Source organism: Sphingopyxis microcysteis (genome assembly GCF_012274265.1).
Taxonomy (GTDB): Bacteria; Pseudomonadota; Alphaproteobacteria; order Sphingomonadales; family Sphingomonadaceae; genus Sphingopyxis; species Sphingopyxis microcysteis.
Map to the genome: position 1 here is coordinate 527,706 of NZ_JAANYY010000002.1, position 14,235 is coordinate 541,940.

General features: G+C 65.6%; 17 protein-coding genes. 7 read left to right on the forward strand and 10 right to left on the reverse strand.

Going from position 1 to position 14,235, the window contains the following annotated elements; genetic code table 11:
* Positions 1–86: 86 nt before the first annotated feature.
* Positions 87–827, reverse strand: coding sequence for a tRNA pseudouridine(38-40) synthase TruA (truA, locus tag G9408_RS02490; protein WP_168452546.1), 741 nt, complete (start codon positions 825–827; stop codon positions 87–89).
* A gap of 112 nt (positions 828–939) precedes the next feature.
* Positions 940–1,860: a methionyl-tRNA formyltransferase gene (gene fmt, locus G9408_RS02495; protein ID WP_168452547.1), complete on the reverse strand. Its 921-nt coding sequence runs from the start codon at positions 1,858–1,860 to the stop codon at positions 940–942.
* Positions 1,861–2,107: 247 nt separating this feature from the next.
* On the opposite strand from fmt, the gene recR reads away from it, so the two are divergent.
* The gene (gene recR, locus G9408_RS02500) at positions 2,108–2,704 is read left to right on the forward strand and encodes a recombination mediator RecR (RefSeq protein ID WP_168452548.1); all 597 of its coding nucleotides are present in this window, start codon (positions 2,108–2,110) and stop codon (positions 2,702–2,704) included.
* Here recR and G9408_RS02505 read toward each other — a convergent pair.
* The gene (locus G9408_RS02505; RefSeq protein ID WP_168452549.1) at positions 2,701–3,108 is read right to left on the reverse strand and encodes a hypothetical protein; all 408 of its coding nucleotides are present in this window, start codon (positions 3,106–3,108) and stop codon (positions 2,701–2,703) included. The two genes, recR and G9408_RS02505, sit on opposite strands and share 4 nt — an antisense overlap.
* 87 nt (positions 3,109–3,195) lie before the next feature.
* Between G9408_RS02505 and def the strand changes: the two genes are divergently transcribed.
* Positions 3,196–3,729, forward strand: a complete 534-nt coding sequence (gene def / locus G9408_RS02510) for a peptide deformylase (RefSeq protein ID WP_168452550.1) — start codon at positions 3,196–3,198, stop codon at positions 3,727–3,729.
* Between the two features lie 181 nt (positions 3,730–3,910).
* Here the strand turns inward: def and grpE are convergent, their stop codons facing one another.
* Both grpE and hrcA read right to left on the reverse strand, forming a co-directional pair.
* A complete protein-coding gene (gene grpE / locus G9408_RS02515; protein ID WP_168452551.1) occupies positions 3,911–4,465 on the reverse strand; it encodes a nucleotide exchange factor GrpE in 555 nt (184 codons plus the stop codon).
* A 4-nt stretch (positions 4,466–4,469) separates the two neighbouring features.
* Entirely contained in the window at positions 4,470–5,513 is a 1,044-nt protein-coding gene (gene hrcA, locus G9408_RS02520; protein WP_168452552.1) for a heat-inducible transcriptional repressor HrcA, read from the reverse strand.
* 188 nt (positions 5,514–5,701) lie between these two features.
* Between hrcA and G9408_RS02525 the strand changes: the two genes are divergently transcribed.
* Positions 5,702–6,499 carry a dienelactone hydrolase family protein gene (locus G9408_RS02525; protein WP_168452553.1) on the forward strand — a complete coding sequence of 266 codons (798 nt, stop codon included), beginning with the start codon at positions 5,702–5,704 and terminating at the stop codon, positions 6,497–6,499.
* Here the strand turns inward: G9408_RS02525 and G9408_RS02530 are convergent.
* Complete coding sequence (locus G9408_RS02530; RefSeq protein WP_168452554.1) at positions 6,480–7,178, reverse strand: hypothetical protein; 699 nt, start codon at positions 7,176–7,178, stop codon at positions 6,480–6,482. The genes G9408_RS02525 and G9408_RS02530 overlap by 20 nt on opposite strands.
* A 100-nt stretch (positions 7,179–7,278) precedes the next feature.
* Between G9408_RS02530 and rph the strand changes: the two genes are divergently transcribed.
* The 4 genes from rph (at position 7,279) to G9408_RS02550 (ending at position 11,106) form a co-directional block, all read left to right on the forward strand.
* On the forward strand, positions 7,279–7,995 hold the full coding sequence (gene rph, locus G9408_RS02535; protein WP_168452555.1) for a ribonuclease PH: 717 nt from the start codon (positions 7,279–7,281) through the stop codon (positions 7,993–7,995).
* A gap of 214 nt (positions 7,996–8,209) precedes the next feature.
* Positions 8,210–8,836, forward strand: coding sequence for an RdgB/HAM1 family non-canonical purine NTP pyrophosphatase (gene rdgB, locus G9408_RS02540; RefSeq protein WP_168452556.1), 627 nt, complete (start codon positions 8,210–8,212; stop codon positions 8,834–8,836).
* A gap of 130 nt (positions 8,837–8,966) precedes the next feature.
* Positions 8,967–10,112, forward strand: coding sequence for a radical SAM family heme chaperone HemW (gene hemW / locus G9408_RS02545; protein WP_168452557.1), 1,146 nt, complete (start codon positions 8,967–8,969; stop codon positions 10,110–10,112).
* 100 nt (positions 10,113–10,212) lie between these two features.
* Positions 10,213–11,106 carry a tyrosine recombinase XerC gene (locus tag G9408_RS02550; RefSeq protein WP_168452558.1) on the forward strand — a complete coding sequence of 298 codons (894 nt, stop codon included), beginning with the start codon at positions 10,213–10,215 and terminating at the stop codon, positions 11,104–11,106.
* A gap of 82 nt (positions 11,107–11,188) precedes the next feature.
* Here the strand turns inward: G9408_RS02550 and G9408_RS02555 are convergent, their stop codons facing one another.
* The 4 genes from G9408_RS02555 to rsmI form a co-directional block, all read right to left on the reverse strand.
* Positions 11,189–11,797: a DedA family protein gene (locus tag G9408_RS02555; protein ID WP_168452559.1), complete on the reverse strand. Its 609-nt coding sequence runs from the start codon at positions 11,795–11,797 to the stop codon at positions 11,189–11,191.
* 109 nt (positions 11,798–11,906) lie between these two features.
* On the reverse strand, positions 11,907–12,857 hold the full coding sequence (gene gshB, locus G9408_RS02560; RefSeq protein WP_168452560.1) for a glutathione synthase: 951 nt from the start codon (positions 12,855–12,857) through the stop codon (positions 11,907–11,909).
* A gap of 170 nt (positions 12,858–13,027) precedes the next feature.
* Positions 13,028–13,378, reverse strand: coding sequence for a YraN family protein (locus tag G9408_RS02565; protein WP_168452561.1), 351 nt, complete (start codon positions 13,376–13,378; stop codon positions 13,028–13,030).
* Positions 13,375–14,235 carry a 16S rRNA (cytidine(1402)-2'-O)-methyltransferase gene (gene rsmI, locus G9408_RS02570; protein ID WP_168452562.1) on the reverse strand — a complete coding sequence of 287 codons (861 nt, stop codon included), beginning with the start codon at positions 14,233–14,235 and terminating at the stop codon, positions 13,375–13,377. Before rsmI ends, G9408_RS02565 begins: the two co-directional genes overlap by 4 nt.

Sequence of the window (14,235 nt, forward strand, 5' to 3'; positions counted from 1 at the left end):
TCGTCATTGCGAGGAGCGAAGCGACGCGGCAATCCAGAGTAGGCGTAAACCGCCCTGGATTGCTTCGCTTCGCTCGCAATGACGAGCTAAGGATAGCTCGCACCCACAAAATACAGCCCGTCGGGCGGCGCGTTGAGGCCCAACGCGTTACGATCCGCCGCATCGAGCGCCGCTTTGAGGTCACCCGCCGACCATTTGCCATAGCCGACCAGCGCGAGGCAGCCGACCATCGAGCGCACCTGATGGTGCAGAAAGCTGCGCGCCGCGGCTTCGACGATAATCTCTTCGCCGTGGCGGCTGACCGATAGCCTGTCGAGCGTCTTCACCGGACTTTGCGACTGGCAATGCGCCGAGCGGAAGGTCGTGAAATCATGAAGGCCAATGAGCTGCTGCGCCGCGGCGTGCATTGCATCGCTGTCGAGCGGGCGCGCGACCTGCCACGCCAGCCCCTTGTCCCACGTCAGCGGCGCGCGGCGGTTGACGATACGATATTCGTAAGCGCGCCCGGTGCAGGCGAAGCGCGCGTGCCAGTCGTCGGCGACGATCTCGCATCCGACGATCGCGATCGGCGCCGGGCGCAGCTGCGCGTTCAAGGCCTCGGTCAGCTTGAACGGGGTCAGCGGCTTTTCGATGTCGACATGCGCGCGCATCGCGATGGCATGTACCCCGGCGTCGGTGCGCCCCGCGCTCAGCACCTGTACGTCCTCTGCGGTGAAGCGGTGGATCGCCTCCTCGATCGCCTGCTGCACACTGGGGCCATGCGCCTGCCGCTGCCAGCCCATAAAGGGGCGGCCGTCATATTCGATGGTGAGGGCGAAGCGGGTCATACGGGCCCTTCTTTCCCATAATCGTCACCCCGGACTTGATCCGGGGGCCATGTCGTCAGCGCTGGAGTGGACCCCGGATCAAGTCCGGGGTGACGAGGGAGGAGTCGGCGTGTCATGCCAAGCGCGTACCTGCCGGGATCGCCCGTCCGCGCAGCAATTCGCCCGCCTCCATCGCGGGCTTGCCAGCGCGCTGGACGCGCGTGGCGCGGATCGCGCCGGGGTTGCAGGCGATAGTGAGCGCATCGTCGAGCGTGACGCCGGGCGCTGCGCCCGCGATCGTCTCCGCCGGGTGGACGATTTCGGCCGCCAATATCTTGTACCGCTCGCCCTCCAGCTCGAAAAAGGCGCCGGGCATCGGGTTGAACGCGCGAATCTGCCGTTCGACCTGCACCGCGCTGGGCAGGAAATCGAGCCGCGCCTCGCTCTTGTCGATCTTGGCGGCATAGGTGACGCCGTCGCCCGGCTGGGGTTCGGGCATGAAGGCGTGGAGGTCGCTCAGCACCTTGACCATCATCAGCGCGCCCATTTCGGCAAGCTCGTGGGTCAGCACGCCCGCGGTCTTGCGCCCGATCGGGGTTGCCTCGACCAGCCGCATCGCGCCGGTGTCGAGCCCGGCGTCCATCTGCATGATCGTCACGCCCGTTTCGGCATCGCCCGCCAGGATCGCGCGCTGCACCGGGGCCGCGCCGCGCCAGCGCGGCAGGATCGAGCCATGGACGTTGAGGCAGCCCTCGCGCGGGGCATCGAGCACCGCCTGCGGCAGGATCAGGCCGTAGGCCGCGACCACTGCGACATCGAGGTCGAGCGCGGCGAATTCGGCCTGTGCTTCTTCGCTTTTCAGGCTGCGCGGTGTGCGGACGGGCAGGCCATGTTCTTCGGCCCAGACCTGTACCGGGCTTTTCTGCAACTTCTTGCCGCGCTGCGCCGGGCGCGGCGGCTGGCTATAGACGGCCGCAATATCATGCCCCGCCGCGTGGAGCGCGGCGAGCGTCGGTACCGCAAAGGGCGGCGTTCCCATGAAGGCGATACGCATGGGTGCGGGCTTTGGCGGAGGCGGGCGCAGAGTTCAACCCTCTCCCATTTAGGGAGAGGGCAGCGAGACTTGCCAGCTTGCTGGCCTAGTCGCAGCGGGTGAGGGAGTCTGTGCCATCGATAGGGATGAACCCCTCACCCAGCTTCGCCTAGGCAGCGAGCTGCCAAGGCTGCGCAACCCTCTCCCTCAAGGGGAGAGGGGATTGGGGATATTGCGCGCGTCCTTGTCGCCCACTACCACCCCCGTCATGGCCTCCACCGAAATCGAAGCGCTCGTCCAGCAACTCGCCCGGCTCCCCGGCCTTGGCCCGCGGTCGGCGCGGCGCGCGGTGCTGCACCTGATGAAAAAGCGCGAGAGCGCGTTCGCACCGCTGCTCGCGGCGCTCCAGACAGTGTCCGAGCGGCTCGTCACCTGCGGCACCTGCGGCAATGTCGACACGAGCGACCCCTGCGCAATCTGCGCGGACCCGCGCCGCGATGCGCGCAGCCTGTGCGTCGTCGAGGAAGTTTCCGACCTCTGGGCGCTCGACAAGTCGCGGCTGTTCCCCGGCAAATATCATGTCCTCGGCGGGCGGCTGTCGGCGCTGGAGGGCGTGCGACCGCAGGATCTCAGCATCGACGCCCTCGTCGCGCGCGTCGCCGCGGGCGGGATTCACGAGGTGGTGCTGGCGATGAACGCCACGCTGGAGGGGCAAACGACCGCGCATTATCTCGCCGAGCGGCTGGAGGGTTATCCGGTGCGGCTCACGCAGCTGGCGCATGGTTTGCCGGTGGGCGGTGAGCTTGACTATCTCGACGAAGGGACGTTGGCGCAGGCGCTGCGGGCAAGGAGGCCGGTGGGCTAATTCGATAAATTGTTGATGACGTTCACGGTCGATGCGCTGATCGGCTGGCGGTCTTTGGGTTCCCAAGTCCAACCGCAATAAATGAGCCCGGCTTCGTTCGCCGCTTCAAATAGCGACGGGACGCGATGATTCAGCCACTGAAAATTTGGTGAGGATGTCTCCCACGCCTCAAGGCGATCGGCAGCAAAGTCGACGCCAAGAGTGGAAAAGTGATCTGAAACAGTCGCGTAAATTTCATCTCGGTCGACGTGTAAGATGTCGGTCGGTTCGCACTCATCGAAATGATGGCAAATCGGCTGTGCGCTCGCTGCTCTTTCCACGTCAGATTGGATTTCGGCCAAAGCAGCCTCGCCGGCTTTGAGATGCTCGGACAGCGTCCACCTAGGAATATCATCGTCGGTCATGCAGCGGAGATTTACTGATGAGAGGTTGAAGTCAAGCTTACCGACTGCCCCCTTGACCCCGCGCCCCTCCAACCATACCTGCACGCCATGGCCTTACTCCCTATCATCGAGACCCCGGACCCCCGGCTGCGCGTCATTTCGAAGCCCGTCGAGACCTTCGACGCCGAGCTGAAGCAGCTTGTCGCCGACATGTTCGAGACGATGTATGACGCGCCCGGCATCGGGCTCGCCGCGATCCAGGTCGGGGTGCCGAAGCGCATTCTGGTCATCGACCTGCAGGAAGCCGATCCCGAAGACCCCGAGGGCAAGAAGGTGATCCGGAGCCCGCGCGTCTTCATCAATCCCGTCTTTTCCGACGAGAGCGAGGAGCACAGCGTTTATCAGGAAGGCTGCCTGTCGGTCCCCGAACAATATGCCGATGTGACGCGCCCCGCCGAGGTCACGGTCGATTGGCAGGACGAAGACGGCAAGCATCATCAGGAACGGATGACCGGCCTGATGGCGACGTGCATCCAGCACGAGCATGACCATCTGGAAGGCATTCTCTTCATCGACCATCTGTCGCGGTTGAAGCGCGAGATGGTGCTGAAGAAGCTCGCGAAGCTGCGCAAGGCGGCGTGATTCTCCAGACCCTCTCCCATTTAGGGAGAGGGCAGCGAAACTTGCGAACTTGTTCGCTAGTTGCAGCGGGTAAGGGGGTTGCGCGCCATCGATAGGGCGCAACCCCTCACCCAGCGTCGCCTAGGCAACAAGTTGCCAAGGCTTCGCATCCCTCTCCCGCAAGGGGAGAGGGAGTTGACGGTCACCCCGCCTTCGCAACCCCCACCATTGCAGGGCGCAGCAGCCGATCCTTCAGCATATAACCTGCCTGCATTTCCTGCACGATCGTCCCCGGCGCCTTGTCGCTGGGGATTTCGAGCATCGCCTGATGCTGGTTCGGGTCGAGCGGCAGGCCGATTGCCGCGATGCGCGTGATGCCGTGGCGTTCGAAGACGCCGAGCAATTCGCGCTCGGTGGCTTCAAGCCCGGTGATCAGCGGCTTGATGCCCTCGTTGGCGCGCTGTTCGTCGGTCAGCGCCGCCAGCGCACGGCCGAGGTTGTCGGCAACCGACAAGATGTCGCGCGCGAATTTCGTCGCGGCATAGGCGTGCGCGTCGGCGATTTCCTTGTCCTTGCGGCGCGTGACATTCTGCGTCTCGGCGCGCGCATAGAGCAGGTCCTGCTGCAGCGCGGCGAGCTGTTCGGCGAGCTGCGCCGCCTCGTCATTGGTATCTTCGGCGGGCGCCGCCGCTTCGGCAGCTTCGGCTTCGGTGTTCGCGCCGTCGTCGACCGGCGTGTCGTTTTCTTGTGTCGTCATAAACCTATCGTATCAGTCTGGAGAGCGATTGTGCGGTGAAATCCACCATGGGTACGATGCGGGCATAGTTCAAGCGGGTGGGGCCAATCACCCCGACCACGCCGACCACGCGCCCGTCCGATCCGCGATAGGGCGCCGCTATCACGGAAGAGCCCGAAAGCGAGAATAATTTATTTTCCGATCCGATGAAAATCCGGGTTGCGCTGCCCTCGCGCGCGCTGTCGAGCAGCTGCGCAATGTCCTGTTTGGTTTCGAGCTCGTCGAGCAGCTGGCGCACGCGGTCGAGGTCGCCGACCGCATTCTCGTCGAGCAGGTTCGCCTGTCCGCGCACGATCAGCACCGGGCGGTCGGCGCCGTCCGACGACCAGATCGCGAGGCCGCGGCTCACGAGATCCTGCGCCGCGCGGTCGATCGCGATGCGTTCGGCCTCGATCTCGCGGCGTACCCGTGCCATCGCTTCGGTCAGCGTCAGCCCGCTGAGCATCGACGAGATATAATTGCCCGCCTCGACTAGCGACGACGGATTGAGCCCGGGCGGAATATCGATGACGCGATTCTCGACCGCGCCGTCGCCCGCCACCAGCACGACGAGCGACTGGTTCGCCGATAACGGCACGAAGGCGAGTTGTTTCAGCACGCGCTCGTGCTTCGGCACCAGCACCAGCCCCGCGCACGCCGAGAGACCCGACAGCGCCGAGGTCGCCTGCGCGAGCGCGCTCTCGATCGGGCCAGCGTCGGCAAGTGACGCTTCGATCTGCGCGCGGTCCTCGGCCGACGGTTCGGCGACCTGCATCATGCCGTCGACGAAGAGGCGCAGGCCTTGCTCTGTCGGCAGCCGCCCGGCGCTGGTATGCGGGCTGGCGAGCAGGCCGAATTCCTCCAGATCCTGCATGACGTTGCGGATCGACGCGGGCGAAAGGTTGAGGCTCGCGAGTTTTGACAGTGTGCGCGACCCGACCGGCTGCCCGGTTTCGAGATAGGCGTCGACCACGAGCCGGAACACGTCGCGCGCGCGCGTGGTCAGTTCGGTGATCGGCGGGGTCGTCATAGGGGGGATTTAGGGATGGGGACATTGGGTTGCAACAAGACCGTCGCCCCCGCGAAGGCGGGGGCCGCTGTCGGTTGACGCAGCGACGCAGGGACAGGCTGCTCGCGGCCCCCGCCTTCGCGGGGGCGACGATGATGGATTTGACAGGCTGGCCTGCGCCGCTAGCCTCTCCCCCGGGGGAGAACGCCATGACCACACGCCCGCTCGACCGCGACGACCCGCTCGACGATTTCGACCACCGCGACATCATCCTGCTCGGCCGCAAGCACCGCGTCTATACGATGGGCCGCGGCCCCGCGGTGGTCGTGATGACCGAAATGCCCGGCATCAGCCCGCATGTCGCGCGTTTCGCGCGCTGGGTCCGCGACGCGGGCTTCACCGTCTATATGCCGCACATCTTCGGGAAAGACGGCGCCGTGCCGCGTATGCCCGGGGCGCTGTTCACGATGCTCGGCGGGTGCATCAGCCGCCAGTTCCGCGCTTTTCAGGCGAACGAAAGCTCGCCGGCGACGCAGTGGCTGCGCGCGCTGGCGGCGCAGGCGCATCGCGAGTGCGGCGGCAAGGGCGTCGGCGCGGTCGGCATGTGCTTCACGGGCAATTTCGCGCTGTCGATGATGCTCGAACCCGCGGTGCTCGCGCCGGTGCTGGCGCAGCCGTCGCTGCCGCTCAACGATCCCGCCGGCATGCACATCGCCCCTGACGAACTCGCCGCGGTCAAGGCGCGGATGGAGGCCGAGGACCTGACCGTGCTCGCCTACCGTTTCGAGGGCGACAAATATTGCAAGGCGGCGCGCTTCGCGGCCTATGAAGATGCGCTCGGCGACCGCTTCATCGGCAAGGTGCTGCCCGATAGCGCCGCGAACCCCGACAGCCCGATGAAGAACCCGCACAGCGTCGTGACGATCCACCTGATCGACGAGGCCGGCCAGCCGACCGTACAGGCGCGTGACGAAATCCTCGATTTTTTCAGGATGCGGTTGAGCTGACGCCTTTTTCGCTGCGATATAGGCGCTTCGCGACTTCGGGTCGCAGCTCATATTTGTCGGGCAAGAAGGGTGAGAAGGGGGCGACCGCTGCATCGAGGCCTGCTGCGTTAGTTTTCTCGTTGGCAAGACAGGCAGCACTACCCAGTCGCCCTTCGCCGTACACCGACAGGGTTGCCATCCGGGGATCCGTTTTCGTGATCGCCAACAGCCGGTCAGGAAGCGAAAACGTCCTGCGTTCGCATCCAGTCGAATAGGTACTGCCTTGATATTCAGGCGCTTTCCATTCGATCTTCCACGACAGACGCTCCAGCCTGTTGATCAGCCGGTCAAGGTCTCCGGGGCTCAGCGCCAGCTCGATCCGCGCGACTTTCGGCTCGTCCCAGCGTTCTGCTTCGTCAAGGTCCGACCCAAAATCTATAGCTCGTACGCAGCCGTGGTGATCGGGCTGTTGGGCGTACCAGCTAATTCGCGTTTTGCCCGTGCGTTCGATGATGATCTCGCGCATAAGCGGGCAGTCGCCCAACAATGCCAACCGGCCGTGCTCGATGTTGCGGACGTAGATGATCTGCTCGAAACGGCTGATTCGGTTTGAGACGTCGCCGGACATCGTAGTGCCCAATGCGACGCCGATCGCTATCAATGTGGCCGTTATGACTGCTATCGCGACGCCGTTTCGCATGCGGCGAGACTAACGCGCATGACCGAGATTGCTATTTCCTTTTTCTGGTCATCGGGCCTCAGCGCGGCTAAGCGCCCCACACACATTATAGGAGAATCCCATGCGCCCCTCCGGCCGCGCGCCCGATCAGATGCGCCCCATCGCAATCGAGACCGAATTCACCATTCATGCCGAGGGCAGCGTCCTCGTCAGCTTTGGCAATACCAAGGTGCTGGTGACCGCCAGCGTCGATGAAAAAGTGCCGTCGTGGATGCGCGGTAAAGGGGCGGGCTGGGTCACCGCCGAATATGGCATGCTGCCCCGCGCGACGCACACCCGCGGCAGCCGCGAGGCGGCCAAGGGCAAGCAGTCGGGGCGGACGCAGGAAATCCAGCGGCTTATCGGGCGCAGCTTGCGCGCCGTCGTCGACATGAAGAAGCTCGGCGAGCGGCAGATCGTCATCGATTGCGACGTGATCCAGGCCGACGGCGGCACCCGCACCGCGTCGATTTCGGGCGCATGGGTCGCCATGCGGCTGGCGGTCGACAAGCTGCTTGCGGCGAAAACGATCGCCGAGGATCCGATCGCGGACAAGGTCGGCGCAATCTCGTGCGGCATCTACCAGGGAACGCCGGTGCTCGACCTCGACTATGACGAGGATTCGGTCGCCGAAGCCGATGGCAATTTCGTGCTGACGGGCAAGGGCCAGATCGTCGAGGTGCAGGCGAGCGCCGAGGGTGCGACCTATGACGAGGAAGGCCTGCTGCGCCTGCTGCGTCTGGCGCGCATCGGCTGCGGCGAGATATTTGCGGCGCAGGACAAGGCAACGGGTCGCTGAGGTAAAGAAGATTCGGTTCGCACAAAGACACAAAGACACGAAGATGGCAGTCTGGGCCGGCAGGCCCCTTCCTTCTCCAGCGTTGCGACCAGCCGCAACGCCAAAAGCGAAGGCCGCTTCACGGCAAACACGACCTCTTCGTGTCTTCGTGCCTTTGTGCGAAACTCTCTAAACTCAGGCTTTGCGACCTGATCCACGGGAAAATCAGCACATCATGGCCCACCGTAAGCTCTCCCCCGGCAAACTCGTCATCGCCAGCCATAATGCCGGCAAGGTGCGCGAGATTCGCGCGCTGCTCTTGCCGTTCGGGATCGAGCCGGTGTCGGCGGGCGACCTTGGCCTGCCCGAACCCGAGGAGACGGGGACGACGTTCCGCGAAAATGCGCTGCTGAAGGCGCATGCGAGCGCATCGGCGGCTGGGCTGCCCGCACTTGCCGACGACAGTGGGCTCGAGGTTGCGGCGCTGGGCGGTCGGCCGGGGGTCTATACCGCCGACTGGGCCGAGCGGCAGGCATTTGAAGGCCCGCCGGGTCGCGACTGGTATATGGCGATGGGCAAGGTCGAAGGGCTGCTCGCGGAGCGGGGGGGCGACGTCGATCGCAGCGCCTGTTTCGTCTGCACCCTCGCGCTCGCGTGGCCCGATGGCCATGCAGAAGTGTTTGAGGGGCGTGCCGAGGGCAGCCTGACCTGGCCACCGCGCGGGCTGCTGGGCTTTGGTTATGATCCGGTGTTCGTTCCGACGGGCAAGTCGCTGACTTATGCCGAAATCGACCCAGCCGAAAAGCATGCGATCAGCCACCGGGCGGATGCGTTTGCGAAGCTGGTGGCGGGAGTGTTCTGAATGTCCGTCGCCCCCGCGACGGCGGGGGCCGCCATCGGCCTGGTCCCGCCGCACGGCGTAAACCGTTAGCGGCCCCCGCCGTCGCGGGGGCGACGTGTTATCTTGCCGAATAGAGCCTATATCATTCTCCATGGCCGAACCACTCGCCCTTTATGTCCATTGGCCGTTCTGCGTCAGCAAATGTCCCTATTGCGACTTCAACAGTCATGTACGCGAAAGCGTCGATCAGCAGGTCTGGCGCGCGGCGTTGCTGGCGGATTTGCGGCATGAGGCCATGCTGCTGCCGGGGCGGGCCGTGTCGTCGATCTTTTTTGGGGGCGGCACGCCGAGCCTGATGCCGCCCGCGACGGTGGCGGCGGTGATCGCCGAGGCGGCGGCTTTGTGGGGACTGACCGACGATTGCGAAATCACGCTGGAAGCGAACCCCAATTCGGTCGAAGTCGCCGCTTTCGCCGATCTGGCGGCGGCGGGGGTTAATCGCGTATCGATCGGCGTCCAGAGCTTCGATCCGCAAGTGCTTGAATTTCTGGGCCGCGCGCACAGCGGTGACGAGGCGCGGCGCGCGATTGCGGCGGCGCAAACCTGTTTCCCGCGCGCGAGTTTCGACCTGATTTATGCGCGGCCGGGGCAGGGACTTGCCGATTGGGAAAAGGAACTGCGCGCCGCGCTGGCGTTCGGGACGGGGCATTTGTCGCTGTACCAGCTGACGATCGAGCCGGGGACGCGCTTTGCGACGCTGGCGGCGAAGGGCGAGCTCGTCATCCCCGATGGCGACGCCGCGGCGGACCTGTTCGACGCGACGCAGGCGCTGACCCGCGCCGCCGGGCTGCCGCGCTACGAGGTGTCGAACCACGCGCGGCCCGGCGAGGAGAGTCGGCATAATCTGACTTACTGGCGTTATGGAGATTATGCCGGGGTCGGGCCGGGGGCGCACGGACGGCGCACGGGCCAAGCGACCGAACGACACAAGAAGCCCGAGAATTTCGTCGCGGCGGTCGAGCGCAACGGCTACGGGATCAAGGGCGAGAGCGATCTGCCCGCGCACGAACGCGCGACCGAGGCGATGCTGATGGGGCTGCGGCTCAATGAAGGGATCGACCTTCGCCGTGTCGAGGCGCGGAGCGGGCTGGGGCGCGAGGCGTTCGTCGATGCAGGCGCGGTGGCGCGGCTTACGCATCAGGGGCTTATGCGCGCGGCGGGCGACCGGCTGGCGGTGACCGACGCGGGGATTTTGCTGCTCGACTCAATCCTTTCCGAGGTGGTGAAAACGCACTAGCCTGTTGGCACCGTTCGTCCCGAGCGAAGTCGAGGGACGTGCGGCACGGCGCAAACGTGTCTCGACTTCGCTCGACACGAACGGAATCAAGGGGCGGTCTTTGTCTTCTGGCATCATCCGCGACTGGGACGCCCATCTGGCGCACGAACGGCGCCGGTCGGAGCATACGCGCCGCGCCTATATCGCGACCGCGACGCGTTTCTGCGCCTTCCTGTCGCGCCATCAAGGCGGCGTGGTCGATGCGCGCATGCTCAAAAGCCTGACCCCGAATGATTTGCGTGCCTATCTCGCCGAACGCCGCGCCGAGGGGCTGGGCAATGCGTCGGCGGCGCGCGAGCTGTCGGCGCTGCGCACCTTCCTGCGCTTCGTCGGCGGATCGAACGCCAGCGTGCCGCAAATGCGCGGGCCGCGCGTCAAGAAGGGGCTGCCGCGTCCGGTTTCCCCCGCCGAAGCGTTAAAACTGGCAGAGGATGTCGCGGACAATGCGCGCGAGGGCTGGGTCGGCGCGCGCGATTTTGCGCTGCTGCTGCTGCTCTATGGCGCGGGGCTGCGCATCGGCGAAGCGCTGTCGCTGACCGGCGCGGCGCTGCCGCTGGGCGACACGCTGCGCGTCACCGGCAAGCGCAACAAGACGCGGATCGTACCGATCCTGCCCGCGGTTGCTGCGGCAGTGTCGCGCTATGTCGCGGCCTGCCCTTATCCGATCGCGAAGGAGACGCCGCTGTTCCTCGGCGCGCGCGGCGGCCCGCTCCAGCCCGGCGTGGTCCGCGCGAGCGTGCGCGCGGCGCGCCGCGCATTGGGGCTGCCCGAACGCACGACGCCGCACGCGCTGCGCCACAGTTTCGCCACGCATCTGCTGGCAGGAGGCGCTGATTTGCGCAGCCTGCAGGAACTGCTCGGCCACGCGAGCCTGGCCTCGACGCAGGTCTATACTGCGGTCGATGCCGCGCACCTGCTCGATATTTACCGCAGCGCGCACCCGCGGGCAGGTTAGTCCATTACCGTAGCCCTGAGCCTGTCGAAGGGCGCCTCACTGGGAAGCGCCCTTCGACAGGCTCAGGGCTACGGTGACATGGTCAGCGTTCGCGCGTTTTCGGCTTCCACGTAATCACGCGGTACACATAGAGCAGCACCAGCGATCCGATCGCCACCAGCGCCACCGGGCCGACGAAGGCATCCAGATTGGCGAACTGGCCGCCGAACCAGTTGCCCGCGCCGGCCAGCGCACTGATCCAGATCGTCGATCCGGCAGCGGTCCACGCCAGGAATTTCGCCTGGTTCATCTTCACCATGCCCGCGGGCAGCGACACCATCGTGCGCGCGACCGGCATGAAGCGTGCCACGAACACGATGCCGGGGCCATATTTCAGGAACCAGCTATGCAGTTTTTCCACCTCGTCCCAGTCGAGGGTCAGCCAGCGGCCGTGGCGGTCGATGAAGGGTTTGAGCCGTTTGTACCCGATCCAGCGCCCGACCCCGTACCACACCCAATTGCCCGCGGTCGTCCCGGCGACGGCGACCGCGACCAGGGTCCAGAAGTCGAAATGGCCCTTTGCCACCGCGATGCCGCCAAGGCCCATGATGACCTCCGACGGGATCGGCGGGAAGACATTTTCTAGGAACATGAGGATGAATATCCCGGCGTAGCCCCAGCTCTGGATCAGGTTCAGGATGAAATCGGTCATCGTTCAACAAGCCTTGTCATTGTGAGCGAAGCGAAGCAATCCAGAGGCGGCCTTACACCGCTCGGGATTGCTTCGTCGCTTCGCTCCTCGCAATGACGCATAACATTGGCTAACCGATCCTTCGTTTGATCGCGTCCCAGATCATGCCCGCCGTATCGCTGTTGTTGAACCGGTCGATCGCGACGATGCCGGTGGGCGAGGTGACGTTGATTTCGGTCAGCCATTCGCCGCCGATCACGTCGATCCCGACAAAGATCAGCCCGCGGTCCCTGAGCGCCGGGCCAAGCGCGGCGCAGATTTCCTGTTCGCGCGGGGTCAGCTCGGCCGCCTCGGCATAGCCGCCGACCGCGAGGTTCGAGCGAAATTCGCCCTCGCCGGGTTTGCGGTTGATCGCCCCCGCGACCTCGCCGTCGACGAGGACGATGCGCTTGTCGCCTTGCGCGACGCTGGGCAGGAATTGCTGGACCATGAAGGGTTCGGGCCACACCTGCCCGAACAGCTCGACCAGCGCGCCCAAATTGCTGCCGTCGGCGTCGATCTTGAACACCGCCTTGCCGCCATTGCCGTGGAGCGGCTTGATCACGACCGCGCCGTGGCGCGCCTGAAAATCCTTCACCGCGTCGAGGTCGCGGGTGACCATCGTCGGCGGCATATATTCGGCATAGTCGAGCACGAACACCTTTTCGGGGGCGTTGCGCACCGAGACCGGATCGTTGACGACCAAGGTTTCCCCGGCAATGCGTTCGAGCAGCCAGGTGCCGGTCAGGTAGCCGAGGTCGAAGGGCGGGTCCTGCCGCATCAGTACAACATCGACGTCGCGGCCCAGGTCGAGGGTGACTTCTTCGCCGAAGCGGTAATGATCGCCCGCCTCGCGCTTCACTTCGAGCACGCGGTGCGCCTTGGTCGTCAGCCGCCCGGCCTCCCATGTCAGTCCGCGCACGTCGTAATGATAGAGGGTGTACCCGCGTTCGAGCGCTTTCAGCATCAGGTGGAAACTGCTGTCGCCCCCGATGTTGATATTGTCCATCGGGTCCATTTGCACGGCTGCGCGCAGGGTCATTCTTGTCTCCAATCATTCTCTCCCTCCCCTTCAGGGGAGGGCAGCGAGACTTGGTTCGGCAAAGCCGGACCTAGTCGCAGCGGGTGGGGTCCATCGGCCTCGCGCTACTTCGCGAGACCCCACCCCAACCCCTCCCCTGAAGGAGAGGGGCTTTAAGCGTTTCAGCATCCTCACGGCTGCCAGACGTGGACCAGATGGCGTGGCAGGCGCCCCGGCGCAAGAAGCATCACGTCGATACGGATGTCGTCGTCTGGCCGGGCAAAGCGCGGGCTGAGCATTTCCGCCGCCGCCGCGACGCGGCGCAGGCGATATTGGTCGATCGCGAGGTCGAGGTCTTCGGGGCGTTCGCGCCATTTTACCTCGATGAAGGCGACGATGCGCCCGCGCCGCGCGACCAGATCGACTTCGCCCGCCGCGACGCGCAATCGTTCGCCCAGGATGCGCCAGCCGTGGAGGCGCAGCCACCATGCCGCGCGGCGCTCGGCCTTGCGGCCGCGCGCTTCGGCGGCGGCGCGCTTCAATCGGCATCCTTCAGCGCGAGCGCGCGGGCATAAACGTCGTGGCGATCGAGCCCGAAGCGTTTGGCGACCGCTTTCGCGGCCTGTGCGACCGGCTTGTCGGCCATCGCTTGGCGCAGCGCCGCGGCGAGTGTCGCGTCATCGGCCGCTTCGGGGGCCGCTTCGCCGGGCGGGGCGACGACGATGACGATCTCGCCCTTCGGCGGCGCGTCGGCATAACGCGCGGAAAGCTCGCGCAGCGTGCCGGTGACGCATTCCTCGTACAGCTTGCTGATTTCGCGCGCGACCGCCGCCTCGCGGTCGCCCAGTCCCTCGGCGAGCGCGGCGAGGGCGGCGGCGAGGCGCGGGCCGCTTTCGTAGAAGACGAGGCTGGCGCGCAGCCCCGCAAATTCGGCGATCGCGTCGGCGCGCGCCTTCGTCTTGTTGGGCAGGAAGCCCGCGAACAGGAAGCGGTCGCTCGGCAATCCCGACAGGGTGATCGCGGCGATCGCGGCGCAGGGGCCGGGCAGGGTGGTGACGTGCCGCCCGGCGGCGCGCGCATCGCGCACCAGCTTGTATCCGGGGTCCGAAATCAGCGGCGTTCCCGCATCCGACACCAGAACGACAATTTCGTCTGCCATACGGCCGATCAGCGCCGCGCGCGTCCGCTCGTCGCTATGGTCATGATAGGGGGTCATCGGCACGCGCAGGCCAAGATGTGAAAGCAGCTTTGCCGTGACGCGGGTATCCTCGGCGGCGATCAGGTCGGCGCGCCCCAGCACCGCCGCGGCGCGCGCGCTGATGTCGCCGAGGTTGCCGATGGGGGTCGCGACGATATAGAGACCGGGCAAGGGAGAATTTGAGATGGTCGAATCTGGCAT

Excerpts from the sequence above, each read along its gene's own strand:
- truA (WP_168452546.1), bottom strand. The coding sequence starts at position 827 with ATGACCCGCTTCGCCCTCACCATCGAATATGACGGCCGCCCCTTTATG.
- fmt (WP_168452547.1), bottom strand. The coding sequence starts at position 1,860 with ATGCGTATCGCCTTCATGGGAACGCCGCCCTTTGCGGTACCGACGCTC.
- recR (WP_168452548.1), top strand. The coding sequence starts at position 2,108 with ATGGCCTCCACCGAAATCGAAGCGCTCGTCCAGCAACTCGCCCGGCTC.
- G9408_RS02505 (WP_168452549.1), bottom strand. The coding sequence starts at position 3,108 with ATGACCGACGATGATATTCCTAGGTGGACGCTGTCCGAGCATCTCAAA.
- def (WP_168452550.1), top strand. The coding sequence starts at position 3,196 with ATGGCCTTACTCCCTATCATCGAGACCCCGGACCCCCGGCTGCGCGTC.
- grpE (WP_168452551.1), bottom strand. The coding sequence starts at position 4,465 with ATGACGACACAAGAAAACGACACGCCGGTCGACGACGGCGCGAACACC.
- hrcA (WP_168452552.1), bottom strand. The coding sequence starts at position 5,513 with ATGACGACCCCGCCGATCACCGAACTGACCACGCGCGCGCGCGACGTG.
- G9408_RS02525 (WP_168452553.1), top strand. The coding sequence starts at position 5,702 with ATGACCACACGCCCGCTCGACCGCGACGACCCGCTCGACGATTTCGAC.
- G9408_RS02530 (WP_168452554.1), bottom strand. The coding sequence starts at position 7,178 with ATGCGAAACGGCGTCGCGATAGCAGTCATAACGGCCACATTGATAGCG.
- rph (WP_168452555.1), top strand. The coding sequence starts at position 7,279 with ATGCGCCCCTCCGGCCGCGCGCCCGATCAGATGCGCCCCATCGCAATC.
- rdgB (WP_168452556.1), top strand. The coding sequence starts at position 8,210 with ATGGCCCACCGTAAGCTCTCCCCCGGCAAACTCGTCATCGCCAGCCAT.
- hemW (WP_168452557.1), top strand. The coding sequence starts at position 8,967 with ATGGCCGAACCACTCGCCCTTTATGTCCATTGGCCGTTCTGCGTCAGC.
- G9408_RS02555 (WP_168452559.1), bottom strand. The coding sequence starts at position 11,797 with ATGACCGATTTCATCCTGAACCTGATCCAGAGCTGGGGCTACGCCGGG.
- gshB (WP_168452560.1), bottom strand. The coding sequence starts at position 12,857 with ATGACCCTGCGCGCAGCCGTGCAAATGGACCCGATGGACAATATCAAC.
- rsmI (WP_168452562.1), bottom strand. The coding sequence starts at position 14,235 with ATGCCAGATTCGACCATCTCAAATTCTCCCTTGCCCGGTCTCTATATC.